Genomic DNA, 26827 nt, shown 5'->3' on the forward strand with positions numbered 1-26827 from the left:
GCGAAAGCTCACTACGGAGGACTGGCCTTGAAAGACTTGCTGAATTTGCTCAAAAGTCAGGGACAAGTCACGGAGTTCGACAAGATCCGCATCGCGCTTGCGCCGCCGGATCTGATCCGCTCCTGGTCTTTTGGCGAAGTTAAAAAGCCTGAGACCATTAACTACCGCACGTTCAAGCCTGAGCGTGATGGTCTGTTTTGTGCGCGTATCTTTGGTCCGATCAAAGACTACGAATGCCTGTGCGGTAAGTACAAGCGTTTGAAGCATCGTGGCGTTATCTGTGAAAAGTGTGGCGTAGAAGTCACTCTTTCCAAGGTGCGTCGTGAGCGCATGGGCCACATCGAACTGGCAAGCCCCACTGCACACATCTGGTTCCTGAAGTCTCTGCCGTCCCGTATCGGTTTGATGCTGGACATGACCCTGCGTGATATCGAGCGGGTCCTGTATTTCGAATCGTTTGTTGTGACCGAGCCAGGCATGACTACGCTTGAGCGTGGGCAGCTGCTTACCGATGAAGAATACTTCGACTCCCTGGAAGAATTTGGTGACGAATTCGAAGCCAAGATGGGCGCCGAAGCTGTGCAGCAGCTTCTGATGGAGCTGGATCTGGTCGAAGAGATCAAGGTCCTGCGCGAGGAAGTGGAATCCACTAACTCCGATACCAAGCTGAAGAAGCTGTCCAAGCGTCTCAAGCTTATGGAAGCCTTTAAGGATTCCGGTAACGCACCCGAGTGGATGATCCTTACCGTGCTGCCGGTACTGCCGCCGGATCTGCGCCCGCTGGTACCGCTGGACGGTGGCCGTTTTGCGACCTCCGATCTGAACGATCTGTATCGCCGGGTGATCAACCGGAACAACCGACTCAAGCGTCTGCTGGACCTGAGCGCTCCTGATATCATTGTGCGTAACGAAAAGCGTATGCTGCAGGAATCTGTGGATGCGTTGCTGGATAACGGTCGCCGTGGTCGTGCCATTACCGGTTCTAACAAGCGTCCTCTGAAATCCTTGGCCGACATGATCAAGGGCAAGCAGGGTCGTTTCCGCCAGAACCTGTTGGGTAAGCGAGTCGATTACTCCGGTCGTTCCGTGATCGTGGTAGGCCCGACTCTCAAGCTGCATGAGTGTGGCTTGCCCAAGAAGATGGCGCTGGAACTGTTCAAGCCGTTTATCTTTGCCAAGCTGGAAGGGCGTGGTCTGGCGACCACCATCAAGGCGGCCAAGAAAATGGTCGAGCGCGAAACCGCTGAAGTGTGGGATATCCTCGCTGAAGTCATTCGCGAACACCCGGTCATGTTGAACCGGGCGCCGACCCTTCACCGTCTCGGTATCCAGGCGTTTGAGCCGGTACTGATTGAAGGTAAGGCTATCCAGCTGCACCCGCTGGTGTGTGCGGCCTTCAACGCCGACTTCGATGGTGACCAGATGGCGGTGCACGTACCGCTGACCCTGGAAGCACAGCTCGAAGCCCGTGCGCTGATGATGTCCACCAACAACATTCTTTCGCCCGCCAACGGTGAGCCGATTATCGGCCCTACCCAAGACGTGGTATTGGGTTTGTATTACATCAGCCGTGACCGTGTGAATGCACAGGGCGAGGGCCAGGTGTTTGCTGACACCAAGGAAGTAATGCGTGCCCTGGGTAACAAGCAGGTGCACATCCATGCCCGCGTTAAGGTGCGTGTGCATGAAGTGGTGAAAGACCTGGAAGGTAACGTGGAAGAGCGTACCTTCATCGCCGATACCACCCCTGGCCGTTGTAAGCTTTGGGATATCGTGCCGGCGGGTCTGGGTTTCGACATGGTCAACCAGAACATGACCAAGAAGGCCATCTCCAAGCTATTGAACACCTGTTACCGGATTCTCGGCACCAAAGAGACCTGTATCTTCGCTGACCAATTGATGTACCTGGGCTTCCGCGAAGCAACGCTGTCTGGTTCTTCCATTGGTGTGGAAGACATGGTGATTCCGGATGCCAAGTACACCATGATCGACTCTGCCGAAGAGGAAGTACGCGAGATCGAGGAGCAATTTGCTTCCGGTCTGGTGACTCGCGGTGAGCGTTATAATAAGGTCGTGGATATTTGGGCTCGTACCAATGACCAGATCGCCAAGGCGATGATGGAAAACCTCCGTGTTGAAGTGGTTAAAAACCGCGACGGCAAGGACGAAGAGCAGGGCTCTTTCAACTCCATCTTCATGATGGCCGATTCCGGGGCGCGGGGTTCCGCTGCTCAGATTCGTCAGCTGGCCGGTATGCGTGGTCTGATGGCGAAGCCGGATGGCTCCATTATCGAAACGCCTATTACCAGTAACTTCCGTGAAGGTTTGAACGTACTCCAGTACTTCATCTCTACTCACGGTGCTCGTAAAGGTCTGGCGGATACCGCACTGAAAACAGCGAACTCAGGTTACCTGACTCGTCGTCTGGTGGATGTGGCGCAGGATCTGGTGGTCAACCATATCGACTGTGGCACCGAAGAAGGCCTGCTGATGACGCCGCTGATTGAAGGTGGTGACGTGGTAGAGCCGCTGCGCGAGCGTGTACTCGGTCGTGTGGTTGCCCGTGACGTGATGAACCCTCTCAACCAGGACGAAGTAGCGGTGGAAGCCGGTACGTTGCTGGACGAAGTTTGGGTTGCGCAGCTGGAAACCATGGGTGTGGACGAAGTGCTAGTGCGCTCGCCGATTACCTGTGCGACTCGCTGGGGCGTGTGTGCCACCTGTTACGGACGTGACCTGGCCCGTGGCCATCAAGTCAATGTGGGCGAGGCTGTCGGTGTTATCGCAGCACAGTCCATTGGTGAGCCGGGTACCCAGCTCACCATGCGTACCTTCCACATTGGTGGTGCGGCTAGCCGAGCGTCTGCAGTCTCCAGCATCCAGATCAAGCACGGCGGTAAGGTGCGTTTCCATAACGCCAAGCACGTGCAGCATAAAGATGGTCTGGTAATCGTTTCCCGCTCGGCTGATCTGGCCGTTGCTGATGAGCTGGGCCGAGAGCGTGAGCGTTACAAGCTGCCATACGGTGCTACCGTTACCGTGAATGAGGGTGACGAAGTTGGTGGTGGCCGGGTGGTTGCTACTTGGGACCCGCACACTCACCCAATTATTGCGGAAGTAGAAGGTAAGGTGCAGTTTGGTGATATGGAAGAAGGTATCACCGTAAGCCACCAGACCGACGAGCTGACCGGCCTGACCAATATTGAAGTGCTCGGCTCCCAGCATCGTCCCTCTGCGGGCAAGGATATGCGTCCGGTTATCCGGGTGCTGGATAGCAAGGGCAAGCCTATTGTCATGCCTAACACGGATATGCCGGCACAGTATTTGTTGCCGGGCGGTGCGTTATGTGGCCTGAAAGATGGTGGCAGTATCGGAGTTGGTGACGTGATTGCGCGAATTCCGCAAGAGTCATCCAAGACCCGTGACATCACTGGTGGTCTGCCCCGTGTTGCTGACTTGTTTGAAGCACGGAACCCGAAAGAAGCGGCAATTTTGGCTGAAAAGACCGGTACCGTATCCTTCGGTAAAGAAACCAAAGGCAAGGTTCGTCTTGTTATCACTCCGGATAACAGTGATGACAACTACGAAGAACTGATTCCGAAATGGCGTCAGCTCAACGTATTTGAAGGTGAGCGGGTCGAGAAGGGTGAAGTGGTCTCCGACGGCCCGCTGAACCCGCACGATATCCTGCGCCTTAAAGGTGAGTCTGAACTGGCCCGTTACATCGTTAACGAAGTGCAGGAGGTTTACCGCCTGCAGGGTGTGAAGATCAATGACAAGCACATTGAAACGATCATCCGCCAGATGCTGCGCAAAGTAGAGATCCAGGAAGTGGGCGAGTCTCACTTCATCAAGGGTGAGCAGGCAGAATACGCCCGCGTTATGGAAGAGATCGATCGTCTGAAAGCTGAAGACAAGATGCTGCCGCAGTACCAGAGACTGTTGCTGGGCATCACCAAGGCTTCCCTGGCGACCGAGTCTTTCATCTCTGCTGCGTCGTTCCAGGAAACCACCCGTGTTCTCACCGAAGCCGCGGTAACGGGTAAAGAAGATGACCTGCGTGGCCTGAAGGAAAACGTGGTCGTGGGTCGACTGATCCCGGCTGGTACCGGCTATGCCTATCACATGGAGCGTCGTCGCCAGCGAGCGGATGCGCGCGGGCCGGAAGCGCCGACCATGGATGAGGTGGAAGCTGCACTGTCCGAGGCGCTTAGCTCCTCAGACGAGTGAGTTGAGAGCTTGTGGACCAATAATGGCTTCCGTCAGAAATGGCGGCGGCCATTTAAGCCCCTCCGGGGGCAACTGTAGAGATTTGCCGGTGCCTTGACGGGATGCCGGTGACTCCCTACAATCGCTGCCCCCCATGGTCTCTATGGGCGGTAATTGGGTGGCATGGGCCGTAAATTCACGGTTTCTGTCACAGAACTGTAAGCGTGAGGCAGTAGTTTCATGGCAACTGTAAACCAGCTGGTGCGCAAGCCGCGCAAAAGCAAGGTAGAAAAGAGCGACTCCGTAGCCCTGCAGGGCTGCCCCCAGCGTCGCGGCGTTTGCACTCGGGTGTATACCACTACCCCGAAAAAGCCGAACTCCGCGTTGCGTAAAGTGTGTCGTGTGCGTCTGACAAACGGTTATGAAGTATCTTCCTACATCGGTGGCGAAGGGCATAATCTGCAGGAGCACTCCGTAGTGTTGATCCGTGGCGGTCGTGTAAAAGACCTTCCCGGTGTTCGCTACCACACCGTACGCGGCACTCTGGATACGGCAGGCGTGCAGGATCGCAAGCAACGTCGCTCCAAGTATGGCGCCAAGCGTCCTAAGTAATACCTAGCTACCTTTTCTGAATGCTGTAGCCCACGTGGCTACGGAGGGATGAGTAAGGTCCGGACGGCATGCCGTTCCGGAGTCACCTGAAGCTTTCCCCGCCCAAAGCGGGAATGTTAGAGGAACACATCCGATGCCAAGACGTCGCGTTGTTGCCAAACGGGAGATCCTGCCGGATCCGAAGTTTGGAAGTCAGATTCTGGCCAAATTCATGAACCATGTGATGGTCAGTGGTAAGAAATCGGTGTCCGAGCGCATTGTTTACGGTGCCCTGGACATTATCACCGAGCGTAAGGGGCTTGACTCCTTGGAGACGTTCGAAAAGGCGTTGGACAACATTCGTCCGGCCGTCGAGGTGAAGAGCCGCCGTGTTGGCGGTGCTACTTACCAAGTTCCTGTTGAGGTTCGTCCCAGTCGTCGTACTGCTTTGGCAATGCGTTGGTTGGTAGATGCTGCCCGTAAGCGTGGTGAGAAGAGCATGCCTGCTCGTCTAGCCGGCGAAGTGATGGATGCCGCTGAAGGCAAAGGCGCTGCGATGAAGAAACGTGAAGACGTGCATCGTATGGCTGAGGCCAACAAGGCCTTCTCCCACTTCCGCTTCTAAGGCGCAAAGCAAGCGAGTGAAACCGGCCTGTACCCAGGCCGGTTTTTGTATTTGAACCACAGAATCGAGGTTAGCAGCGTGGCTCGTAAGACTCCTCTCAATCGCTATCGAAATATTGGTATCTGTGCGCACGTAGATGCGGGCAAGACTACCACTACCGAGCGTATTCTTTTTTACACCGGTGTATCTCACAAAATTGGTGAGGTGCATGATGGTGCTGCCACCATGGACTGGATGGAGCAGGAGCAGGAGCGTGGTATCACCATTACCTCCGCTGCGACCACCACCTTCTGGCAGGGTATGGATCAGCAGTACGATCAACACCGCATCAATATTATTGATACCCCCGGGCACGTTGACTTCACCATTGAAGTTGAGCGTTCTCTGCGTGTACTCGATGGTGCGGTCGTTGTGTTCTGTGGTTCTTCCGGTGTTGAGCCGCAGTCCGAGACTGTATGGCGTCAGGCCAACAAATACGAAGTGCCGCGTATCGTGTTCGTCAACAAGATGGACCGTGCTGGCGCGGACTTCGATTCTGTCTGTAACCAGATTCGCAAGCGTCTGGGTGCCAGTGTTGTGCCGATTCAGTACAACATCGGTGCGGAAGATAACTTCAAGGGTGTTGTTGACCTCATCCGGATGAAGGCGATCTTCTGGAACGAAGACGACATGGGAATGACCTACGAAGAAAAGGACATCCCTGACGACATCAAAGACCGTTGTGACGAACTCCGTGAGCAGATGACTGAAGCTGCGGCGGAAGGTTCTGAAGAGCTGATGGAAAAGTACCTGGAAGAAGGTGACCTTTCCAATGATGATATCAAAGCAGGTCTGCGTCAGCAGGTTCTGGCTAATGAAATCGTCCTGGGTCTGTGTGGTTCCGCATTTAAGAACAAGGGTGTTCAGGCGTTGTTGGATGCGGTTATCGAATTCCTGCCGGCACCGGATGAAGTGAAAGCGATCCAAGGTGTGCTGCCGGATGGCGAAACCGTTGAAGCGCGTAAGTCTTCTGACGATGCGCCCTTCTCTGCGCTGGCATTCAAGATTGCCACCGACCCGTTTGTGGGCTCCCTGACCTTCATTCGCGTTTACTCTGGCGTATTGAACTCAGGCGACAGCGTTCTCAACTCCGTGCGTGAGAAGAAAGAGCGTGTTGGTCGTTTGCTGCAGATGCATGCGAACAGCCGTGAAGAAATCAAGGAAGTACTGGCTGGCGACATCGCTGCCTGTGTGGGCATGAAAGATGTGACCACCGGTGACACCCTGTGTGACCTGAAGAACCCCATCGTTCTTGAGCGTATGGAGTTCCCGGAACCGGTGATCTCTGTTGCGGTAGAGCCGAAGTCCAAGGCTGATCAGGAAAAAATGGGTTTGGCGCTGGGACGTCTGGCGCAGGAAGATCCGTCTTTCCGTGTAAAGACCGATGAAGAAACAGGCCAGACCATCATTTCTGGTATGGGCGAGCTGCACTTGGATATTCTTGTCGATCGCATGAGACGTGAGTTCAAGGTAGAAGCGAACATCGGTGCGCCGCAGGTTGCATACCGGGAAACCTTTACTCGAGCTGCGGACGTGGACGGCAAATTCGTCAAGCAATCCGGTGGTCGTGGTCAGTACGGTCATGTCAAGGTTAAGTTCGAGCCTATCGATCGTGATGAAGAGTTCCAGTTTGAGGAGCAAATTCATGGCGGTTCTGTACCGAAAGAATACTTTGGTGCAGTTCAGAAGGGTATCGATGAGCAGCTGCAATCTGGCGTGCTTGCTGGCTACCCGATTCTTGGCGTGAAAGCGACTCTCTACGATGGTTCCTACCATGAGGTGGATTCCAACGAAAACGCTTTCCGTATGGCGGGAGCCCTGGCTGTGAAGAACGCAGCAAAAGAAGCGGGTGCTGTGCTGCTTGAGCCGATGATGAAGGTGGAAGCGGTAACTCCGGAAGATTACATGGGTGACGTGATGGGTGACTTGAACCGTCGCCGTGGTATCGTTCAGGGCATGGAAGACACCATGGCTGGCAAGATTATTCGTGCCGAGGTGCCTTTGTCTGAAATGTTCGGTTACGCTACTGATCTGCGTTCCATGTCTCAGGGGCGTGCCAGTTACTCCATGGAGTTCCTGAAGTACGCTGAGGCACCGAAGAATATCGCTGATGAAGTCATCAGCGGCAAAAAATCTTAAATTTACGGTTAATTTGTTAAAGGTATAGAGCCGTGGCTAAGGAAAAGTTTGAACGTAATAAACCGCACGTAAACGTAGGCACCATTGGTCACGTTGACCATGGTAAAACCACCCTGACTGCCGCGTTGACCCGCGTATGTGCAGAAGTATGGGGCGGCAGCGCCGTTGCTTTCGATGGTATTGATAATGCCCCGGAAGAGCGTGAGCGTGGTATTACCATTGCGACCTCTCACGTAGAGTATGATTCTCCAACTCGTCACTACGCCCACGTAGATTGCCCCGGTCACGCTGATTATGTGAAAAACATGATCACCGGTGCCGCGCAGATGGATGGCGCAATCCTGGTATGTTCCGCAGCTGACGGCCCCATGCCGCAGACTCGTGAGCACATCCTGCTGTCCCGTCAGGTTGGCGTACCTTACATCGTTGTGTTCCTGAACAAAGCGGACATGGTCGACGATGAAGAGCTGCTCGAGCTGGTGGAAATGGAAGTGCGTGAGCTGCTGAGCGACTACGACTTCCCGGGTGACGATACTCCGATCATCAAGGGTTCTGCCCTGAAGGCATTGGAAGGCGACACCAGCGAAATCGGCATGCCTGCCGTGCAGAAACTGGTTGAGTGCCTGGACGAATACATCCCGGAGCCGGAGCGTGCCGTTGATCAGCCGTTCCTGATGCCGATCGAAGATGTGTTCTCCATCTCTGGTCGCGGTACGGTAGTAACCGGCCGTGTAGAGCGTGGCATCGTCAAGGTGGGCGAGGAAATCGAAATCGTGGGTATTCACGACACCACCAAGACCACCTGTACTGGTGTTGAGATGTTCCGCAAGCTGCTGGACGAAGGTCGTGCTGGCGAGAACGTTGGTGTGCTACTGCGTGGCACCAAGCGTGATGAAGTTGAGCGTGGTCAAGTACTGGCCAAGCCGGGCTCCATCAAGCCGCACACCAAGTTCGTTGCTGAGGTGTATGTCCTGAGCAAAGACGAAGGTGGCCGTCACACCCCGTTCTTCAACGGTTACCGTCCGCAGTTCTACTTCCGTACAACTGACGTGACGGGCGCATGTACTCTGCCGGAAGGTACCGAAATGGTAATGCCTGGCGATAACGTGCAGATGGACGTTGAGCTGATCGCTCCGATCGCCATGGAAGATGGTCTGCGCTTCGCGATTCGCGAAGGTGGCCGTACCGTTGGTGCCGGTGTAGTAGCCAAGATCACCGAGTAATTCGTTGCCCGGTAATCAGGAAAAGGTCGCTTCGGCGGCCTTTTTTTGGTTTACGGAATTCCGAGAAAAGCGGCGTTGATCTCTATCCTTTTTCACATTTTCCGGGTTGCGAGGCAGCCTCGGCATTGCTTCACTCGTCTTCGCGTGGCCTTGTCATCATGTAACTTATTGGCTTGATCCTCCCTCGCGTGATCTATTACTACCCTGCCGAATTTGGTGATCTCCACTTAGAGCAGATCATAGACCATACGGACGCTGCTGGGTCAGTGGGTCTGGACCTTGATCTCTCTACGAGCATCTGACAGCGGACCCTCGGGCGCCAGTGTCGCCTTGTCGACCGTTTGGCCTGTGTCCCGATGCAGGCCGGTCTAGGAGCTAACCTGGTTGCTGCGCAGTCACTCGGGGAGGCGGGAATAGACGGGCAGACAACGGCTCAGAGCTGCTAATAGCAACCTCAAGCTAAGTGTGGAACTCAAATGAATTCCGCTCTCGAATACGGTGGGTGCTGACCTCATGAATCATGGGCTTGTCGGTAGCCGCGCGGACAGGAGCTGGTTCAGACACACAGAAGCTCGTTATGGGTGCATTGCTCGATCTTTCCCATTTCACGCTAACCGAGACAACCCTTTATTATGCCAATTTTTGGCGGCAAGAAGCTTCGCCCTACAAGCAGTCGCGTAATAGAGCGGGTTCTTTTACCGCCTGGCAGGTGGTGCCTCTTCGTAAGTATGGTCCGGGTTCCACGTTCTGGAATAGCATGCGTTTACGTTAATAGCGCACTATTGTTTTTTTCTATCACAAATACCACTGATCCTCCCGAGCTCTGTGACATGGTCTGTGAAATTCGCGAATATGAACAATAAAAAAAGCAACAGCTAGCCATTCGGGTAACTTTTAAACTCATTTATTTATCTCATTGGACTAGAACACGTAAAACTTTTTAGTAAGACCGTTCCCTTTTAGTGTTACCCCACTACACATTTTACCTTGCCCAGCGTTAGATGGCTCCCATCTGATCAAGTTGCTTTACGGTCATTGTGAAATGCCGCTAATTATTAGGGAACGGGAATGTCCACTATCTCAATTTTTGGGCTGGGCTATGTCGGCGCAGTCTGCACCGCATGTTTTGCCAAGAAAGGCCACACCGTTATTGGCATGGATGTAAGCGAGGGGAAGGTGGGGCAAGTCCAGCGCGGGGAGTCACCCATTGTCGAAGAGCAGCTCGCGGAGTTGTTGTCCGAGGGGGTGGCGGAGGGTCGGATTAGCGCGACCACGGATGCCCGCCAGGCCGTGTTCGACAGCCAGGTGTCATTTATCTGTGTAGGGACGCCCAGCGATGAGAGCGGCTTTCTTAATACCTGTTATTTGAAAACGGTGTGTGAAGATATCGGCCTGGCGCTTCGAGACAAAGATGACGCGCACCTTGTGGTGATCCGCAGCACGGTGTTGCCAGGACTGGTGCGCGGCGATCTGCTGCCGATTCTGGAGAAGGCTTCGGGCAAAAAGGCTGGCGTCGATTTTATGCTGGCAGTAAACCCCGAGTTTCTCCGTGAGTCCACCGCCATCCATGACTTTTTCAATCCGCCGATGACAGTGGTTGGCGGCATCGACGATGAAGCCTCCGACGCCCTTGCCGTGCTCTATCAGGGGCTAGATGCCCCTATGGTAAAAATGACTATTGAGGAAGCGGAACTGGTGAAATATGCCTGTAATTCCTGGCATGCCACCAAGGTGTCATTTGCTAACGAGATCGGCAATATCGCCAAGCAGGCGGGCGTCGATGGACGCCGGGTCATGGAAGTGGTGTGTATGGACAACAAGCTGAACCTGTCCAGCTACTACATGAAGCCCGGGTTTGCTTATGGTGGCTCCTGTCTTCCCAAGGATGTTCGGGCGCTAAATGCTTGGTGTGACAAGGTGTCATTGCTGTCACCACTGCTGGCATCACTGTCTACCAGTAACGATAACCAAGTAGAGCGGGCCATGGCCATGATCCGTGAATCTGGCATGAAAAAGGTTGGCCTGCTGGGTCTCAGCTTCAAGCCGGGTACCGATGATTTGCGGGAAAGTCCGCTAATCAGTCTTGCGGCAAAACTGCTGTCAGAGGATTACCGCTTGGCTATCTACGATAGCAATGTCAACTATGCCAGCAAGAACAGCCCGGTGGCCGAGCAGCTTTGGAATAGTTATGGTGAGCTGCTTGAGTGTCTAGTCGAAGACATGGATCAATTGGTGGACAGCAGTGAAGTCGTTGTGGTCGGTCATGCTACCCCCACGTTCAAGGCGGTGGCGGATACCGTAAATAGCGGCCGTTTGCTGATAGACCTGTGTGGTTACCTGCCAGGGGTGTCCAGCGAAGATCGCCAGGGCATCTGCTGGTAATCGTTATGAAGAACCTGGGCGAATGGCTATTGTGGCTGTCCGTGGTGATGGGGCTAGCCTTACTCATTGATCCCGACTACTTGGACAGTAGCGACAGTAAGTTTATCTTGCTGATCGGTGCCATTGGCCTGTGGCGTTACTCCATTGGTGGTTTGCATCTGTTGCGTGGCCTTTGGTTCATGCGGGTGACCTTTCCTGCCATGCGCCGCCGCATCGAGCGGGATCCGCAAAGCTATGCCCCGAGCCATATCTATCTCGTGGTTACCAGCTTTCGTATACCTGCAGAAACAACGTGGAATGCGTATGCCAGCGTTTTTCGCGAAGCCGTGCGCTGCGGGACCCCGGCTACTGTGGTGGTATCCATTGTTGAGCGTGCAGATGAGAACCTGATCCGCCAGTGTCACCGTGAGTTTGATCAGCAGGGTTGCGTCAAACTGATCATTTGCCGGGCTCGTGGCACTGGCAAGCGGGATGGTTTGGCTTTGGCATTCCGGGCAGTGAGCCGCACCATGCCGGACAAGAATGCAGTGGTCGGCGTGGTCGATGGCGATACCATGCTGGCGCCAGATTGTGTGCGCGATTCGGTGGGCTTTTTCGGGTTGATGCCAAACTTGGGAGGCCTGACCACCAATGAGCAATGTGTGGTGCGAGGCAGTCGCATCATGCGTGATTGGCACACCATGCGCTTTGCACAACGGCATTTGAATATGTGTTCCATGGCGCTCTCGCGCCGAGTGTTGACCATGACCGGTCGCATGTCATTCTTTCGTGCTGCGGTGCTAACTTCCCCTGAGTTTATCGCCGATGTGGAATCGGATTATCTGGTGCATTGGCGCCTAGGGAGATTCCGCTTTCTTACCGGGGATGACAAATCCAGCTGGAACGCTCTGATGACGCTGGGCTGGGATACCTTCTATGTGCCTGATGCTCACACCCTGACGGTGGAGCATCCCCCTCATCACCGTTTTGTGCCGGCGACATTGCAGTTGATGTTCCGCTGGTACGGCAACTCGCTGCGGCAGAATCTTCGTGCGACTCAGTTAGGTTGGCGGCGTCTGGGTGTCTTCGCCACCTTTGTGCTTTATGACCAGCGCATCAGTATGTGGACTTGTCTGGTTGGCCTGACAGTAGCACTGATGATGGCGTCACTGCAGCACTGGCAGGTGTTTGCGGTGTATGTGTTTTGGATTGCTCTTTCGCGCACCTTGGTGACAGCACTGCTCACGGTGACCTGCCATCCGGTGGGGCCTCTGTATCCAGTACTGCTGTATTACAACCAAATAGTGGGGTCGCTGGTAAAAATCTTTGCGCTGTTTCATCTTGATCGGCAAAGCTGGACAAGGCAGAAAACCACTTTGTCCGTACAGAATGCAGGCTTTGATGCAGTCTTCAATCGCATCAGCTCGAAAACCATGTTGTTTGCGGCAGGAAGCGTGTTTGTTTGTTTGATGGTGCTGCTGACCAGCAGCTAAATGCAGCGCGACTGGTTCGGAGGTGGCTCTGTTATAGAGGGAAGACCATGGAAGAGAATAAGGTTCGTCAGGTGCATGAGTCTCAGGAAGAGCGGCAGCATGTACGAGTAAAGCTGCAGGGAAGTTTGAGGCTGAAGATACAAAGCCCGATGAAAGGCATCTTTTCATTGCAAGATGTGTCATTGGGAGGGCTGTCATTCATTGCTGGCCAGGTAAGCCTGACGCCGGGCACTCTGTGTCACGGAGAGATCGTATGTCGCCTTGGTCGCGCTAACCTGTCCATGCCGGTGAGCTTCAAGGTGATTTACCAGCAGGATAACAATCAGCTTGTCGGAGGACAGTACACCCTCATTGATCAGGAAAATACCGACTTGCTGCGTTTGTTGATCAGCAACCATCTGGCGGGTGAGCTCACCGAGCTGGATGATGTGATCGACAACATGAAGCGCGAAAACTATACAGCGATTCGCAAGAACAGCCAGCAGAGCACAGCGCGCACCCTGCGGGATCGTGTCCGCGCCATGTTCGGGAGTGTGCTGTTCTTTGTGGCCGGTCTGCTCGCCTTCATGTTCGTGGCCTGGAAGCTTTATCAGCATGCCTTTCTAACGCGTGCCGATGACGCCTGGGTGTCGCTGCCTGCCAAGACGGTGCTGATGCCAGAGAATGGTTATGTGCAGCTTCTGCTGCCGGAAGGCGAAACTCGAGTAGAGCAGGGTCAGCCGTTGCTGACCGTTTCCTCTCGTTTGGTCTCGAGACTCAATGACGGTGTGGTGCTGGATAGCCTGGATGCCAAACAGGTTCGTGCTCTTGTCGATGCGGCGGTCTTTGAGGTGACATTGAACAGCCCCTGTGACTGTGAGATCACCGAGTTGCCTGTAAGAGATGGAGAGTTCGTTCACAAAAACAGTGTGCTAATGAAGCTGGTCGATCCTAGCGGCCCAGCCACCATCACTGCGCTGTTCGATGGCAGTGCCCACGCCCTGGATGCGGCCATAGGTGATGAGGTGACTGTGCGCTATCTGGATGGGATAACGGACGAGAGCGGCATCATTTCCCAATTGGTTCGTGATGAGGAAAGTGGTTTGCTGCGTATGCAGATTACCGGTGCGCGTGAATTGCCATCCTCCTCCCATAATCAGCCTGTCAGCGTTACGGTGCATCCCGCATGGCTTCCCGTACTTTAATTCTCTGCCTGGCCGCAACGTTGGCCGGGTGCCAGATGCCTGCCGATACCGTGACCGCCCGCTATCTGCTTGCTCAGGGCAACACTGCCGAAGCCCAAGAGCAACTACGTCAGCTGGCCGAAGCGGGTGATGCCGCGGCCCAAGTGGAATACGGCAAGCTACTGGCCGGGCAGCAGAATGGGGATCCCGGCGAAGCCTTGCAATGGTATCAGCGCGCCTGGCAACAACAGGATTATCGGGCCGGCCCCGCAAGTCTTCGCCTGTTCAAACGTTATCAAGGCAGTCTGGCCTTAGGGGAGGCCCGTGCCCGTGAATTGCTCGCGCCTTTGCGTCCTCAGGAAAACCCGGAACATCTGCGGTTGGCGCTGAGCATCGCTGCGCTATATCCCGGCGCGGCGACGGACGAACAGTGGCAGCGATGGCTGCACCTGTACCGCCGCAGCTGTGTTGTCGACTGTTACTTCGACACCTACGCGGGGCGGTATGCCCAGCACAGGGGCGAGTTTGATGAGGCGGAGCGGATTTATGCCCGTGTTCTGCATCGCGACCCCCGTGCAGTGGAATATCTTCAGGATATGCATTGGAAAAATGGTAAGCAGGAGCGGTTTGTCGAGATGATGCGGAACTTAGAAGGGGATGTGTCATTGGGCGGAGCCTACTGCCTGCGGGTGGCGACGTTGCTCAAGGCCAATGCGACATCTGACGAACATGATCCATCTGTAATGCGATGGCTGCAGCGGGCGGCGGCCAACGGAGAGCCTGAGGCCCTGCCCGAGCAGCTGCGTTACATGCTGTCTTGGCCAGAGTTTTATTCCCATCAGGTCTTCATGGATAAAGTGGCGGAACTGATGTCAAAAGATCCAGCCGTTGCCACTTTCTACCGGGCGCAGGGCGACCTGGAATCTTTGTGGTATGCGCTGAAGCCGGAGAGGGCCCGTAGGGATCTCGAGATTCTTGTTGAGCAGGGAATGATCCAGGCGTTAATGGCTTTGGGTTCGCTTTATGAAAGTGGTTTTCTAGGGGAGGCCGATATGGAAAGGGCGATTATGTACTACACCCGTGCAGCAGAAGCTGGATTCGCCCAAGGTGATGCGGCGCTGTCCATTCTCTATCTTTATGGTCGAGGGGTGATGCGTGACCCGGTCAAGGCCTATGCGCACAAGGAAGCCAGCAAGGTATTACTGCCGAGAACGGCCCGAGATGAAACCCGCGAACATCTGCCGCTGCCGGAAAGTCTTCTGCCTGCCGGAAAGCAGGCCGCACAGAATCTGGTAGAGCAGCGTCGTCGCTGGCTGAAGGAGCAGTTCAGTGTCGCGATGTCTTTCTAATGCCGCCAGCTTGCTGCTGATTGTTCTTGCGGGCGATGTCGCTGCTGCGACGCCGCTGCCCATTCATACCTATGATCAACGGCTCTATTTGACTGCAGGAGAGTCGCCAGATTATTTGAAGCCGTACACCGATGATCAGGCCGAGCCCAATGGCCTGCTGCGTTATGAGCCACGGTATTACTGGCGCAGTGGCGATTCGGAGTGGCATCGCTGGGATGCGCAGCTACGCGCCAAGTTATTGGTGGCGACGGGGCGCCCCAGCAGTTTGCAGGCCGACGAGACGGATAGTATCCGCGAGGATGAGCATTACACTGAACTGCGCGATGCTTGGGTGCGCCGTCGCATGTTGTTTGGTTCGCCTTCGTTGTCACTGGCGCTGGGGCGGCAGTCCTACAAGGATGAGGAAGGGGTGATCTGGGATCTGCCGATGGAGAGTCTGAACCTGGATTATCGGTCGACTCTCTGGCGCGCGAATCTGGCTGCCGGGCAGCAGCTGACGACTTGGCGATCTGATGGCTCCGACCTTGACCCTCGCGATGATGATATCGTCCGAGTCCTCGCTGGAGTGGGTAATCAGTGGTGGCCGGGGCACTGGTGGGATTTGCAGTTGCACTATCAGGATGACACTTCCGGGGGGCCGGTGGATAGGCTGGAAGGCCTCATGGATGCGCGGGATTTCACGGGTTACTGGGGTGGGGTGAGATTGCACGGCGAAGGGGGTGATGCCACTGCAGTGGGGTACACCGTGAATGCCCTCTTTCAACAGGGGGATTTGAAGAGTTATGAGATTGATAGCGAGGGAAACCGCCTCGAGAGCGAAAACCGACTACTGGGCTTTCTGTTTCAAGGGGAGCTCTACACTCGGATAGACAGCCTCGACTGGCGCCCGGCACTGGGTGTGCGGGCAGCCACAACGGATGAGCCGAGCCTTACCGTGAACGATGGCTACTTTCAGAGCCGGGTACAAAGTAATCGCCGTTCTGGTGTGGCAGAGCTTTCCACTGGCGTACTCGGTGATTTGCTTGATTATGAGATGAATAACCTGGCCTATGCGGCGGCTTGGTACCGGCAGCAATTATGGCCCCGTGCAGAACTGGAAGTACTGACGGGCACCGTACGGCGGCTGAATAACTCTGTGAGCGTCAACAGCCCTATCAGTAATCCTCTTGTGGATGGGGAGGATAGTTTAGGCGATGTAGTGAATGTGGCGCTAGGTTGGAAGTCTTTTCCCTTGGCATTGTCAGAGCGGCGGCAGATGCAAATGTCTGCCCGCTTGAGCTACTCAGTGTTCTACATGGGGGAAGCTTATCAGCAGCCGGAAAAAATTCACCAGCTCCTGTTTGTTATCGCAGGGAGGTGGTGACGGTGGTTTTCTCGTCCAATCTTTTTGTCTTTCTCTTTTTGCCGCTGTTCTTGGCGGCGTATTACATGACCCCGACGCGTTGGCGAAACTGGACTATCCTGCTAGGAAGCTATCTCTTCTATGCTTGGTGGCGCCCGGATTTTTTGCTGCTTTTTATGGCAATTACGTTGTGGAATTATGCCTTTGCACTGGTGATACAAAAATACCGGGAGCACCCCCGTTGTTTTTACTGGTTGTTGCTCGGGGTTGCTGGAGATCTTGCAGCACTAGGGTATTTCAAGTATGCCAACTTTGGTGTGGAAAGCATCGGCACGTTGATGCTATCACTAGGGCTTAACCCCTTCTTTCTTGAGACGATTATCCTGCCGTTGGGGATTTCTTTTTATACTTTTCAGGCGTTGGCCTACTTGGTAGATGTGTACCGGGGAGACGCCAAGCCCACGCGCAGCTTTATCAACTTCGCCGCGTTCATTTCCTTTTTTCCCCAGCTTATTGCTGGGCCGATTCTACGTTACCGGAATCTTGAGCGACAGTTCGAGAAGCGCACCCATTCCATGGCGTTATTTTCTTTGGGGGCCAGTCGTTTCCTGCTGGGATTTATCAAGAAAGTATTGATTGCTGACAGCATCGCGCCGGTAGCAACGTATCTCATGGCCGCCCCTGATCCGGGTTTTGTGGATAGTGTGTTTGGGGTGATGATATCCACCCTGCAACTGTATTTCGATTTTTCCGGTTATTCGGACATGGCTATCGGGCTGGGCATGATGATGGGCTTCAAGTTTCAGGAGAACTTTAATCAGCCCTATACCTGCCAAAGTGTCACCGAGTTCTGGCGACGCTGGCACATTACTCTGACTCAATGGTTGCGTGATTATCTCTACCGCCCCCTGAAGAAAAGCTTGGGGTGGTCCGTGGCGGCCGCCACGTTTACCACCCTGACTCTGGCAGGACTCTGGCACGGGGCAGATTTGTCTTTTGTGCTATGGGGAGCTTCGTTGGGTGGGATGATGGTTCTGGAGCGGTGGATAGGCACAGTAACCACTCTGTCGACCCCTTACTCGCTCTGGAAAAACTATCGCACCATGGCTTTCCTGTGGTTTATTTGGCCGCTGTTCCTCGCCGGTAATGTAGATGATGCTTGGCGGATAATGTCAGGCCTGCTTGGCATGAATGGCTGGGGCAGCCTGCACAATCTTTCCTTGTGGGTCTCCCCCATGACGCTGTTCTTTTGTGTGGTGGCGATGTTTTGGGAGCGGGCCAGTGCGTATTACAACAAGCGCTTCTACCTTGGGATCGACAAGAGCAATGTGTACCAGGATGTGAGCGGTTGGCGCGTCCCTATTCTGTGGTGTGGCTTTGCGCTTGCGGTGACGCGGTTGTCTGCCGAGTCGTTCTCTCCCTTTCTTTATTTTCAGTTTTGACAGGGGCTTGCCATGATTCCTATGAAAAAAGCTTCCCTGATCAACGGTTGGCTCTTCCTGGCGGCCATTTTCTCTGGCCTGGCCTCGCTCCTCTATCCGGTAGCGCATTTCTTTGGGACTGAAACTGCGGCCTGGAATCAGTTTCGCAAGGGCGAACTGGTGCGCAAGCTGGAGAAGCATGTGGATGAGGTTTTTGTGTTGCGCGAGCCCTCTATTTCCTTCTGGGCCGATGCAAGTTTTCTGTTTTTTCATGCAGGACGGCCCGGCGTATTGGTGGGAGAGGATGACTGGCTTTTTGCCCGTGAAGAGTATTATTACGACAGCCTCAGTGAGCAGCGGTTAACGAGGAACCTGAACGAGCTGGCGCTAACGGTGTGTGCCCTTGAACAATTGGGCAAGCAGGTGTTGATGGTGCCGGTACCGGCGAAGAGACGGTTGTATGCCCAGTGGAGTAATCGAACCGTGTCCCCGGGAATGGATTCTTTGTACCAACGCATCACTTCCTATCTGGGTGAGTCCGGCATCACCTGGCTCGACACTCTACCGTTAATGCAGCATGCCGCTGACGGGGATGCAGTCTTCATGCGCACGGATACTCACTGGAGCCCGCGAGGGGCCGAGGTAGTGGCCGCCGGGGTGGCCTCAAGGCTGTCGCTGCCGCCGGCGCATCATTACCAGACCCGGGAAGTTGCCGTGGGGGCCTATGAGGGTGATCTGCTTCGCTACTTGCCTACCAGTAACGGTGTCGGGCCGCAGCGGCAGGAGCCGCTTACCCGTTACGAGACCTCAGCGGTTGATCAGGCTCAGGATGCAGACGCTCTACTTGGCGATAACATGCCGCCGGTGGCCCTAGTGGGTACTAGCTACAGTGCTATGGATGAATGGCACTTCCCCGGATTTCTTCGGCAAGAGCTGGGGGCGGATGTGTTGGTCTATGCGCTGGAGGCTCAGGGACCATTTTCGGCGATGCATGAGTTTATCAACAGCCCTGCAGCCAGGGATGAACGTGTGAAGTATGTGCTCTGGGAGGTGCCTGAACGGGCACTGATTCAACCAATGGAACCAATTTTGGAGGTGGAACGTCATGCGTGTATGGCTAATGATTCTGACCATGCTGTTGAGTTTGCCGGGGTGGGCAGCTCAGGACGGTAACGAAGGGCTGTATGAAATGGCTGCACCGCCGAACTCAGCCTTTATACGGGTCATTAATGTGACCGATGAACAAGTGGCCTTGGCGATGGATGACTGGCGTCAGTCTTTGGCTCCCGGGCAAGCGGGGGACTATCTCTACCGCCCTGGGGGCGCCGCTCAGCTGCAAGTCAACGGCAAGCAATTTGCGTTCGACTTCGCCAAGCGATCGGTGCAAACACTGGTGTTTGATGGCGCTTCGTTGGTGCCGCATCAGGACACTTATTTTTCCAGCCGGCTGAAAGCGCTACTAGTGATGTACAACCTGTCAGCCCAACCGGCCACGTTGCAGACCAGCAACGGTGCGGTGAACGTGATCGGGCCACTGTCGGCAGGCAGCAGTGATGAGCGACAAATAAACGGGGTGAAAGTGTCCTTGAAGGTGGCGCTCGACAGCGGCGTCGAGCTGCCTTTGGAAGAAGTCGTGTTGCAGCGCGGTCGAGTCTATACGGTGCTGGTGACATCGGACAGTGGTGGTAGTCAGGCGCGCTTGGAGGAAACCCATGTGGCAACTGCGACTCCCTGATTATGCAACATGGCTAGCCCTGTGCTTAAGTCTCGGGCTGGCAGGTGTGTGCTCGGCAGCCGAAGGGGAGAATGGTGACGGCGAAGTGTCTAGCCAGCAAATAGAAGAGCGTGATGTTATGCGTGGCGCTTTCTTGAAGCCCCCGTTCACCTGTGCCGCCCTGTCAGATCCTGAGACTTATGCCGAAGGTGTCATGACCAGTATGCGGCAGTTGGTCGCCGGTGAGCCTTACTGGTTTTTTCGTTCCGAAGTGGATTTGCAGCAATCTTTCTCTCTGGATGCGGCCAGTCGGCAGGCGTTTGCTGAACTGGTGGAGCGACTGGGGCAGCGAGGGGTCAGGTTGGTGGTGATGTTGCAGCCGACCCGTGGGCTGATGCATGCGGATGCTCTGGTATCGCCTTGGAAGGAACGCTACTCGCGGGCTGCCGCGCGGCAGTCTTTCCTGGAAAAGGCGCAAACATTACGCTCGCTAGGGGCAATGGTTGTCGACATGGAGCCAGTGCTAACCGGCAAGCACGAGCAGGAATATTTTTTCCGCCGTGATCACCACTGGACACCCTATGGTGCACAAGTGAGCGCCAGACAAGTGGCAAAGGCGATGCTGGCGGACCCAGGTATCAATCAACTTGCCGAGATGACGTTCGAAACCCGCCCGGCTATTTTGCTGCGCAAGATGGGCACCATGAATGTGGCGGTCAGTGTCGTCTGTGGCAATGCGTATAACTACCAGTGGGTTCGCGGCAGCGTCACGGTGCCGACAGAGGGGATGGATAGTGCCGATACCCTGTTCGGTGATGTGGCGACGCCCGCCATCGCTCTGGTGGGTACCAGTAATTCCGATAACCGTGATGATCGCTACAAGAACTACAATTTTCAGGGTTTTTTGCAGCAATATCTGAGTCGTGATGTTGTGAATTTTGCCATGACCGGTGGTGGTGCCACCGGCTCACTGGAAGATGTGCTGCTCTCAGAGGCCTATCAAAATGGTCAGTTCCGTTATCTGATCTGGGAGCTGCCAGTGAGTTACGCCATAGACGACCAGGCAATCTGGCGGCAATTACTGCCGGAAGCGTCCGGCGGGTGTACGGATAAAACCCTGTTGGCTAGTGATACGGTGACCTTGCCAATATCCGAAGCAGACGAGAGGGCAGAGGTTTTGGCGAATGCCGGGCAGTATCGTCGTGTTACGGCGGGCAAGCCCCACCTGTTGCTGGACATAAACTTCTCGGCCAATAATCTCAAGGAGTTTTATGTGCTAGCGTATTACGATAATGGTCAGCGCGAGAAAATTCGCATTCGACGCCCTGCTCGTTTGGATACCGGTCGCTTTATGTTGCGTCTGGATCCACCGGGGCGCCAAAGCAATCTGTTGTCCGTGCTGCTGGAGTTTGAACAACCGGTAGCTGAGGCGATGAGAGTGGAGACATCACTGTGCGACTACTGAAGGGAATATTGTTGGTGTTGGTTACCGGGTGTTCGCAAGCCTCGTTGGTGCCGCTTTTCGATAGTCAGCCTCTGGATCAGGTTAAGCCCGATGTGCGGGCGCTGAACCGATGTCAGGCTGAGTCTCAGGGGTATCCGCCTTATCCGGGCCAGCTGAAAATGGGCAGCAAGTATGATCAGGGTCAGGCCAGCAAGGACGTGTTGGACAAGAAGGCCGCCCGCCGTTACCAGAATCAGGTGAAAGCGATTTACAGTTACTTGGCCTTTCTGGGGCAGGTGACGGAATATATGCGCAAACCGGATCCTGCCATTCGCGCGGCGGCGAAGGAATGCTTTTCCATGGCAGTGGCACCTTGGGCTCAAGCGGGCGCTCTTACACAAAAACACGCCAGTAAGCAGGGGGAGGCAGTTCGGAAATGGTTTTTGTCTGCCTTGGCCATGAACATGATGAAGGCTCAGGCGCTGACGGGCTGGCAAGTGAATGAGGAACAACGCGATTGGCTGACGTTGCTGGCGGATAGGGTGCAGGCTCATGCCTCTCCCCGGCGTCAGCGCATGGATCTCTACAATAATCATGATTACTGGTCATCTTGGGCGGTTATGGCCGCTGGGTTGGTGCTTGATGAGCCAGCGCGGCTATCTTGGGCTGAGCAGGGCTACTGGCTGGCCATCGGGCAGATTACGCCCAGAAACGGTGGGGTGGTGTTGCCTCGGGAGGCAGCTCGTGGCAAGCGGGCGGAGGAGTATCATGCTTTTGCGATTACTCCGTTGATATTGATGGCGGAGGCGGGTACTCGCAATGGCTTGCCGCTCTATGAAGGCGAAGGTCAACAGCTGCATGCTCTGGCTGCTCAGGTGGTGCATTTTTGGGCGGGGGACGGCAAGGGTGTCCCGTTTGCTCAACGGCAGGTGGCCATTGATGATTACAAAATGGCTTGGTGGCCGGTGTATGCCCATCGCTTTCCTGAGCGCCTGCCGTTACCGGCAGGCGATGCTGATCGGTTTGGCTCTCGATTCACCGGGGGCTCGTTAGCGGGATTGTGGGAAGCGACTCCGTGAACGGGACAACCACCTCCTGATTCCGTAACAGCTTAGGTAATAGGTCGGCTTCCTTGCCGGCCAGGTTACCTGCCAGATATTTCCCCTGATTGCTGCCATGGCGCAGACTCACTCCCTTTAACCGCAGCGAGCCTTCGCCACCGGTATGCAAGGCCGCCAGCCGGTTGAGATGCAGGTGCAGCTCCGCCATATTGCCGCTGATCTGCCGACCGTCTTCTGCTTGAATGGAAATGGCATAGCGATGATTGTGGCTGATCTCAGCCTTGTTCAGGGTGATGTGCATGCTGCCATCCAGTCGCAGGCCGTCGCTGCCATTGCCGGTCAGGTTCAGTGTTTCCATTCGGGTAATCTGTTGTCCGCGCTGGCTTTTGATCTGGATGCCGTATTCTTGGTTGTTGAGGCTGGCCACTTGGGTAATGTGTATCTCACCGGTGTGGTCCTCCAGTAACAGGCCACTGCCACCATTTTTCTGAAATTGGCTATCGGCAATAGAAATGGTGCGGTTGCCGCCCGCGCGCAAGCCATGCCCTTTTGAATCGCTGACCTGTAATTGCTCAATGTGGGCAGGGCTGTTGTACAGCACGACTCCCTGCTCCCGGCTGGCACTGATAGAGAGATTGACAATGCTGACGCGGCTGCCGGCTTCTGCGTCTACGCCTCGGTGGAGGTTGCTGAAACGGGAATCTCGAATGAACAGCTGCGCTGGGGTGCCAGCGCCCTGATACCGATGGCGCGCTACGCTGACCCCGTTGGCCCGGTAATCGGCGCGGCCAAGGTCTGCCAAGTCGCTATTCTTGATACGGGTAGTCGAGCCGCCCCAGCCATGGATAAAACCACTGCTTTGATCGCCATTACTGGACAGGGAGCTGTTCTCGATGAGCAGCTTTCCCCGGTTGATCAGGCAGCCGCCGTGACGACCTTCTATAAACAAAGTGCTGGCTGAGAGGATTAGCCGAGCGCCGGGACCGATTATCAGCGGATAGTGCAGCGTCCAGCCGGATGCCGTGCGGCTAAGGGCGCGGGTGTCCAGCTGACGAGCCAATTGCGCAAGCGTGTATTCGCCGCCATTAAGGACGATGGCTTGGGGATGGCCTTGTTGATATCGGGCGATCTGTCGGAATAGGCCGTTGCCGGCAAACGTCTCAAGAGGCCAATTGCTGGCTTCGTTTGCGTAAATGGGGGTCAGCTGTACTGTAGCCAGGGCGGGCTGGAATGTCAGCATGACTAACAGTGCAGCGAGAAATGTCTTCATTATGCGTTCCGTAGCAGGGTGCTCAATTCCCCGGTCTTGCTGGCTAGCATTTCCGGATTGGATCGGGTTTCCACATTCAGGCGGACAAGGAGGGTGGCGCTGAACGCTAGGCTCACGTCATCGGTGTCATTCTGAATGAAGGCGACATGGCTGTATTGGTCGAGAACTTTGCGCACAGCCAAATGGCTGTCAGTCGTGAGGAAATTGGTTTCCTCGGATACCAAATAGCCTTTGGCCCCCGAAGTAGTGGTGGCCACTCATCGTTCCTCCGCAGGGGGTATCCTCCTTGCGCATGTGCTCATTGATGAAGGCGTGGCTCTCGCCGTCGGCCTGGAGGTGGACGGGGTCAAAACAGACCCCCTCTGTGCCTCTCAGGCCGGTCTGCGCCGCATCGGCGCCGACCACAATGTGGCTAGCCTTTAGGCAGTCGTCCCTGCTCTGGCCGACGCCCCAAGCCATATCTTCATGCAGTTCGTCGCCAATCCTGCCGCGAAGGTCGTAGGCCCTGAAGCAGGCCGCGCTCATGGCAAAAGCGCCACTTTTTTTGAGGCGTCATCGCGATGGTAGCGATCGCTGATACGGATGATGTCGTCTTCACCCAGATAAGTGCCGGACTGGACTTCGATCAGCTCGAGAGGAATACGGCCTGGATTCTCCAATGAATGCACTTCCCCGATGGGAATGAAGGTGGACTGGTTCTCCGCAACCAAGTATGTATTCTCCCCGCAGGTAACTTTGGCAGTACCAGAAACTACAATCCAGTGCTCGGCCCGGTGGTGGTGCATCTGTACAGAGAGCTGTTCGCCGGGTTTTACGGTTATATGCTTCACCTGATAGCGATTGCCTTTGTCCAGGGAGTCGTACTTGCCCCAGGGGCGGTGAACAAGGCGGTGATTTTCCGTTTCTGGCCGTTTGCGAGCCTTGAGTGTGTCGGTAATGCGTTTTACCTCCTGGGCCTGACTCTTATGGGCCACCAGAATAGCATCCGGGGTGTCTACCACCACCAGGTCTTCTACGCCTAGCAGGGCAACGAGGCGATTGTCGCTAATGGCTAGATTGTTGTTGCTCCCATGGGCAATGATATCGCCGCGCAGATGATTGCCGTCGCCATCCTTGTCGAGATGATCCCACAGGGATTGCCAGGAGCCCAGGTCATTCCAGAACAGCTCTACTGGCACCACAGCCCCGTCCGCAGTGTGCTCCATAATGGCATAGTCAATGGACAGTTCTTCGCAACGGGCGAAGCTCGCTTCATCTAAGCGAATAAAATCTAGGTCGGCCTCAGCCTGAAGCAAGGAGTGAGTGCAGTGGGCTAGCATATGTGGATGCCGTTCACGCAACTCCTGTAAATAACGTTCAGCTCGGAACAAGAACATACCACTGTTCCATAGATAGTTGCCTTCATCCAGGAACCGTTGCGCGGTGGGAGCATCTGGTTTTTCCACAAAGCGTTCAATCAGATGATGCTTCCCTTGGGCTTCGCCCATACAGATATACCCATATCCGGTTTCTGGCCGGGTTGGTTGTATGCCGAAGGTGACGAGCAAACCGGTTTCAGCTGCTGCGCAGCCGACGTTGATGGTTTCCTCGAGCGCCTCCGGGTTACGGATGGCATGGTCTGCAGGACAAACAAAGATTTTCGCATTGGTGTCGCGTTGGCGTGCCTGAAGTGCAGCCAGAGCCACCGCCGGTGCGGTATTGCGCCCGCAGGGCTCAAGCAAAATATCTGCCTCGATGCCAATATCCTGAAGTTGTTCTGCTACCAGAAAGCGGTGCTCTTGATTACAGACAACAATAGGGCGTACAGCGCGTAATTCTGCGGGGAGGCGCAGAATCGTGGCCTGCAGCATGCTGAATTCGCCATTCAGGCGCAGCAACTGCTTGGGGTAATGAGAGCGAGAAAGCGGCCACAGGCGTGAGCCAGTGCCGCCGGCAATAATGACTGGAATCAGCATCAGATATTCCTTCCTTCCTATCTAGCAAGCCCACAAACTGGTGGGGAGGTACACAAGTGTGCTCCTGACCTCCAAACATGCGCCGTTGCTGGTGATACAGGGAAGGGCGGGGTCGCAGGTTTTACGAAAATACGTCCACATGGGTAGTTTGGTAACGCCCCGAAAGGAGTAATTTACGGCTGCAGTGCCTCCCCTGACGGCTAATTTGCACTTTGATTGAAATTACCCCTTGCAAAGATCGTGGGGGCTCTCTATTATTCGCGCCCTGTCTTCGGGCAGAACCAACCGGGGCATTGTTCCCGGGCATGTTTTGACACCACGTACCTATCCATGGAGATCAGGTGGGTGGGCTTTTTGCCATATTAATATGGTTCGAAACAGTCTGGAGTTTGTTAGCTATGGCTAACCAAAGAATCCGAATCCGGCTCAAGGCATTTGATCATCGTCTGATCGATCAGTCTGCCCAAGAGATCGTGGATACGGCCAAACGGACAGGCGCGCAAGTAACGGGTCCAATCCCGCTGCCGACGCGTAAAGAGCGCTTTACAGTGCTGGTCTCTCCGCACGTAAATAAAGATGCGCGAGATCAGTATGAGATCCGCACCCACAAGCGGCTGGTGGATATTGTCGAGCCTACGGATAAAACCGTGGACGCGCTGATGAAGCTGGATCTGGCTGCTGGTGTGGACGTGCAGATCAGCCTGGGTTAACAACGGGCGGGTTTATCCCGACAGGTTGTGAAGAGGTAAACAATGGCGATTGGTGTGATCGGTCGAAAATGCGGCATGACCCGGGTGTTCACTGAAGAAGGTGTCAGTGTTCCGGTGACTGTGATTGAGGTGAGCCCTAATCGGATCTCTCAGGTCAAGACCGAAGAATCAGATGGCTATCAGGCCGTGCAGGTAACTGTAGGTGGCCGCCGAGCCAGCCGAGTGACTAAGGCGCAAGCCGGGCATTTCGCGAAGGCTGGTGTTGAGGCGGGTCGTGGTGTCTGGGAATTCCGTGCTGAAGCTGGTGAGTTTGAGGCGGGTTCTTCAGTGACTGTTGAGGGGTTTGAGGTCGGTCAGATGATCGATGTCACGGGCTCCTCTAAGGGTAAAGGGTTTGCTGGCGGCGTTAAGCGCTGGAACTTCAGCACCCAGGACGCCACTCACGGTAACTCCTTGTCTCACCGTGCTCCGGGTTCTATTGGTCAAAACCAGACCCCGGGTCGAGTGTTTAAAGGCAAGAAGATGGCCGGTCATCTGGGTGCTGAGCGTGTTACTGTCCAGAATCTGGAAGTGGTGCGCGTCGATGCTGACAAGAATCTGTTGCTGGTTAAAGGTGCGGTCCCCGGTGCTACCGGTGGTGATGTGATCGTGCGTCTGGCAGTGAAGGCGAAGGCCTGAAAGAGGAATAGAGGATGAATCTCAATACTGCCTCTGGAGG

20 protein-coding genes are annotated in these 26827 nt (G+C 55.1%); 17 read left to right on the forward strand and 3 right to left on the reverse strand.

Annotated features, from left to right (window positions below; genetic code table 11):
- Window positions 1-27: 27 nt before the first annotated feature.
- The 15 genes from rpoC (at window position 28) to ABNH10_RS06300 (ending at window position 22192) form a co-directional block, all read left to right on the forward strand.
- A complete protein-coding gene (gene rpoC, locus ABNH10_RS06230; protein ID WP_349385127.1) occupies window positions 28-4230 on the forward strand; it encodes a DNA-directed RNA polymerase subunit beta' in 4203 nt (1400 codons plus the stop codon).
- Between the two features lie 219 nt (window positions 4231-4449).
- Entirely contained in the window at window positions 4450-4821 is a 372-nt protein-coding gene (gene rpsL / locus ABNH10_RS06235) for a 30S ribosomal protein S12 (protein WP_011587675.1), read from the forward strand.
- Between the two features lie 133 nt (window positions 4822-4954).
- Entirely contained in the window at window positions 4955-5425 is a 471-nt protein-coding gene (gene rpsG, locus ABNH10_RS06240; protein WP_011587676.1) for a 30S ribosomal protein S7, read from the forward strand.
- 78 nt (window positions 5426-5503) lie between these two features.
- A complete protein-coding gene (gene fusA, locus ABNH10_RS06245; protein ID WP_349385128.1) occupies window positions 5504-7603 on the forward strand; it encodes an elongation factor G in 2100 nt (699 codons plus the stop codon).
- Between the two features lie 32 nt (window positions 7604-7635).
- A complete protein-coding gene (gene tuf, locus ABNH10_RS06250; protein ID WP_349385122.1) occupies window positions 7636-8826 on the forward strand; it encodes an elongation factor Tu in 1191 nt (396 codons plus the stop codon).
- A 1068-nt stretch (window positions 8827-9894) separates the two neighbouring features.
- Window positions 9895-11208 carry a nucleotide sugar dehydrogenase gene (locus ABNH10_RS06255; RefSeq protein ID WP_349385129.1) on the forward strand — a complete coding sequence of 438 codons (1314 nt, stop codon included), beginning with the start codon at window positions 9895-9897 and terminating at the stop codon, window positions 11206-11208.
- Between the two features lie 5 nt (window positions 11209-11213).
- Complete coding sequence (locus tag ABNH10_RS06260) at window positions 11214-12680, forward strand: glycosyltransferase (protein WP_349385130.1); 1467 nt, start codon at window positions 11214-11216, stop codon at window positions 12678-12680.
- Between the two features lie 47 nt (window positions 12681-12727).
- The gene (locus tag ABNH10_RS06265) at window positions 12728-13864 is read left to right on the forward strand and encodes a PilZ domain-containing protein (RefSeq protein ID WP_349385131.1); all 1137 of its coding nucleotides are present in this window, start codon (window positions 12728-12730) and stop codon (window positions 13862-13864) included.
- Window positions 13846-15192, forward strand: a complete 1347-nt coding sequence (locus ABNH10_RS06270; RefSeq protein WP_349385132.1) for an SEL1-like repeat protein — start codon at window positions 13846-13848, stop codon at window positions 15190-15192. The genes ABNH10_RS06265 and ABNH10_RS06270 overlap by 19 nt, the downstream gene beginning before the upstream one ends.
- Window positions 15173-16555: an alginate export family protein gene (locus ABNH10_RS06275; RefSeq protein WP_349385133.1), complete on the forward strand. Its 1383-nt coding sequence runs from the start codon at window positions 15173-15175 to the stop codon at window positions 16553-16555. The genes ABNH10_RS06270 and ABNH10_RS06275 overlap by 20 nt, the downstream gene beginning before the upstream one ends.
- 65 nt (window positions 16556-16620) lie before the next feature.
- The gene (locus ABNH10_RS06280; RefSeq protein WP_349385134.1) at window positions 16621-17976 is read left to right on the forward strand and encodes an MBOAT family O-acyltransferase; all 1356 of its coding nucleotides are present in this window, start codon (window positions 16621-16623) and stop codon (window positions 17974-17976) included.
- A gap of 12 nt (window positions 17977-17988) precedes the next feature.
- On the forward strand, window positions 17989-19128 hold the full coding sequence (locus ABNH10_RS06285; protein WP_349385135.1) for an alginate O-acetyltransferase: 1140 nt from the start codon (window positions 17989-17991) through the stop codon (window positions 19126-19128).
- Window positions 19061-19690, forward strand: a complete 630-nt coding sequence (locus ABNH10_RS06290) for an alginate O-acetyltransferase AlgF (protein ID WP_349385136.1) — start codon at window positions 19061-19063, stop codon at window positions 19688-19690. The genes ABNH10_RS06285 and ABNH10_RS06290 overlap by 68 nt, the downstream gene beginning before the upstream one ends.
- Window positions 19668-21134 carry an alginate O-acetyltransferase AlgX-related protein gene (locus ABNH10_RS06295; RefSeq protein ID WP_349385137.1) on the forward strand — a complete coding sequence of 489 codons (1467 nt, stop codon included), beginning with the start codon at window positions 19668-19670 and terminating at the stop codon, window positions 21132-21134. Before ABNH10_RS06290 ends, ABNH10_RS06295 begins: the two co-directional genes overlap by 23 nt.
- Window positions 21122-22192, forward strand: a complete 1071-nt coding sequence (locus ABNH10_RS06300) for a polysaccharide lyase (protein WP_349385138.1) — start codon at window positions 21122-21124, stop codon at window positions 22190-22192. The genes ABNH10_RS06295 and ABNH10_RS06300 overlap by 13 nt, the downstream gene beginning before the upstream one ends.
- Here the strand turns inward: ABNH10_RS06300 and ABNH10_RS06305 are convergent.
- The 3 genes from ABNH10_RS06305 to ABNH10_RS06315 all read right to left on the reverse strand — a co-directional run bounded on the left by ABNH10_RS06305 (window position 22149) and on the right by ABNH10_RS06315 (window position 25399).
- On the reverse strand, window positions 22149-23444 hold the full coding sequence (locus ABNH10_RS06305; protein ID WP_349385139.1) for a right-handed parallel beta-helix repeat-containing protein: 1296 nt from the start codon (window positions 23442-23444) through the stop codon (window positions 22149-22151). The genes ABNH10_RS06300 and ABNH10_RS06305 overlap by 44 nt on opposite strands.
- Window positions 23444-23701 carry a hypothetical protein gene (locus tag ABNH10_RS06310; protein WP_349385140.1) on the reverse strand — a complete coding sequence of 86 codons (258 nt, stop codon included), beginning with the start codon at window positions 23699-23701 and terminating at the stop codon, window positions 23444-23446. Before ABNH10_RS06310 ends, ABNH10_RS06305 begins: the two co-directional genes overlap by 1 nt.
- Before the next feature lie 264 nt (window positions 23702-23965).
- Window positions 23966-25399, reverse strand: coding sequence for a mannose-1-phosphate guanylyltransferase/mannose-6-phosphate isomerase (locus ABNH10_RS06315; protein ID WP_349385141.1), 1434 nt, complete (start codon window positions 25397-25399; stop codon window positions 23966-23968).
- Window positions 25400-25797: 398 nt separating this feature from the next.
- Here ABNH10_RS06315 and rpsJ point away from each other — a divergent pair, with 398 nt between their 5' ends.
- Together rpsJ and rplC are read left to right on the forward strand one after the other, a co-directional pair.
- Window positions 25798-26109: a 30S ribosomal protein S10 gene (gene rpsJ / locus ABNH10_RS06320; protein WP_007148458.1), complete on the forward strand. Its 312-nt coding sequence runs from the start codon at window positions 25798-25800 to the stop codon at window positions 26107-26109.
- A gap of 42 nt (window positions 26110-26151) precedes the next feature.
- On the forward strand, window positions 26152-26787 hold the full coding sequence (gene rplC / locus ABNH10_RS06325) for a 50S ribosomal protein L3 (protein ID WP_349385142.1): 636 nt from the start codon (window positions 26152-26154) through the stop codon (window positions 26785-26787).
- The last annotated feature ends 40 nt before the right edge of the window (window positions 26788-26827 follow it).

The sequence above is a fragment of the Alcanivorax sp. genome, assembly GCF_040119285.1.
GTDB lineage: Bacteria > Pseudomonadota > Gammaproteobacteria > Pseudomonadales > Alcanivoracaceae > Alcanivorax.

Excerpts from the sequence above, each read along its gene's own strand:
- rpsL (WP_011587675.1), top strand. The coding sequence starts at position 4,450 with ATGGCAACTGTAAACCAGCTGGTGCGCAAGCCGCGCAAAAGCAAGGTA.
- rpsG (WP_011587676.1), top strand. The coding sequence starts at position 4,955 with ATGCCAAGACGTCGCGTTGTTGCCAAACGGGAGATCCTGCCGGATCCG.
- ABNH10_RS06255 (WP_349385129.1), top strand. The coding sequence starts at position 9,895 with ATGTCCACTATCTCAATTTTTGGGCTGGGCTATGTCGGCGCAGTCTGC.
- ABNH10_RS06260 (WP_349385130.1), top strand. The coding sequence starts at position 11,214 with ATGAAGAACCTGGGCGAATGGCTATTGTGGCTGTCCGTGGTGATGGGG.
- ABNH10_RS06265 (WP_349385131.1), top strand. The coding sequence starts at position 12,728 with ATGGAAGAGAATAAGGTTCGTCAGGTGCATGAGTCTCAGGAAGAGCGG.
- ABNH10_RS06270 (WP_349385132.1), top strand. The coding sequence starts at position 13,846 with ATGGCTTCCCGTACTTTAATTCTCTGCCTGGCCGCAACGTTGGCCGGG.
- ABNH10_RS06280 (WP_349385134.1), top strand. The coding sequence starts at position 16,621 with ATGACCCCGACGCGTTGGCGAAACTGGACTATCCTGCTAGGAAGCTAT.
- ABNH10_RS06285 (WP_349385135.1), top strand. The coding sequence starts at position 17,989 with ATGATTCCTATGAAAAAAGCTTCCCTGATCAACGGTTGGCTCTTCCTG.
- ABNH10_RS06290 (WP_349385136.1), top strand. The coding sequence starts at position 19,061 with ATGCGTGTATGGCTAATGATTCTGACCATGCTGTTGAGTTTGCCGGGG.
- ABNH10_RS06295 (WP_349385137.1), top strand. The coding sequence starts at position 19,668 with ATGTGGCAACTGCGACTCCCTGATTATGCAACATGGCTAGCCCTGTGC.
- ABNH10_RS06305 (WP_349385139.1), bottom strand. The coding sequence starts at position 23,444 with ATGAAGACATTTCTCGCTGCACTGTTAGTCATGCTGACATTCCAGCCC.
- ABNH10_RS06315 (WP_349385141.1), bottom strand. The coding sequence starts at position 25,399 with ATGCTGATTCCAGTCATTATTGCCGGCGGCACTGGCTCACGCCTGTGG.
- rpsJ (WP_007148458.1), top strand. The coding sequence starts at position 25,798 with ATGGCTAACCAAAGAATCCGAATCCGGCTCAAGGCATTTGATCATCGT.
- rplC (WP_349385142.1), top strand. The coding sequence starts at position 26,152 with ATGGCGATTGGTGTGATCGGTCGAAAATGCGGCATGACCCGGGTGTTC.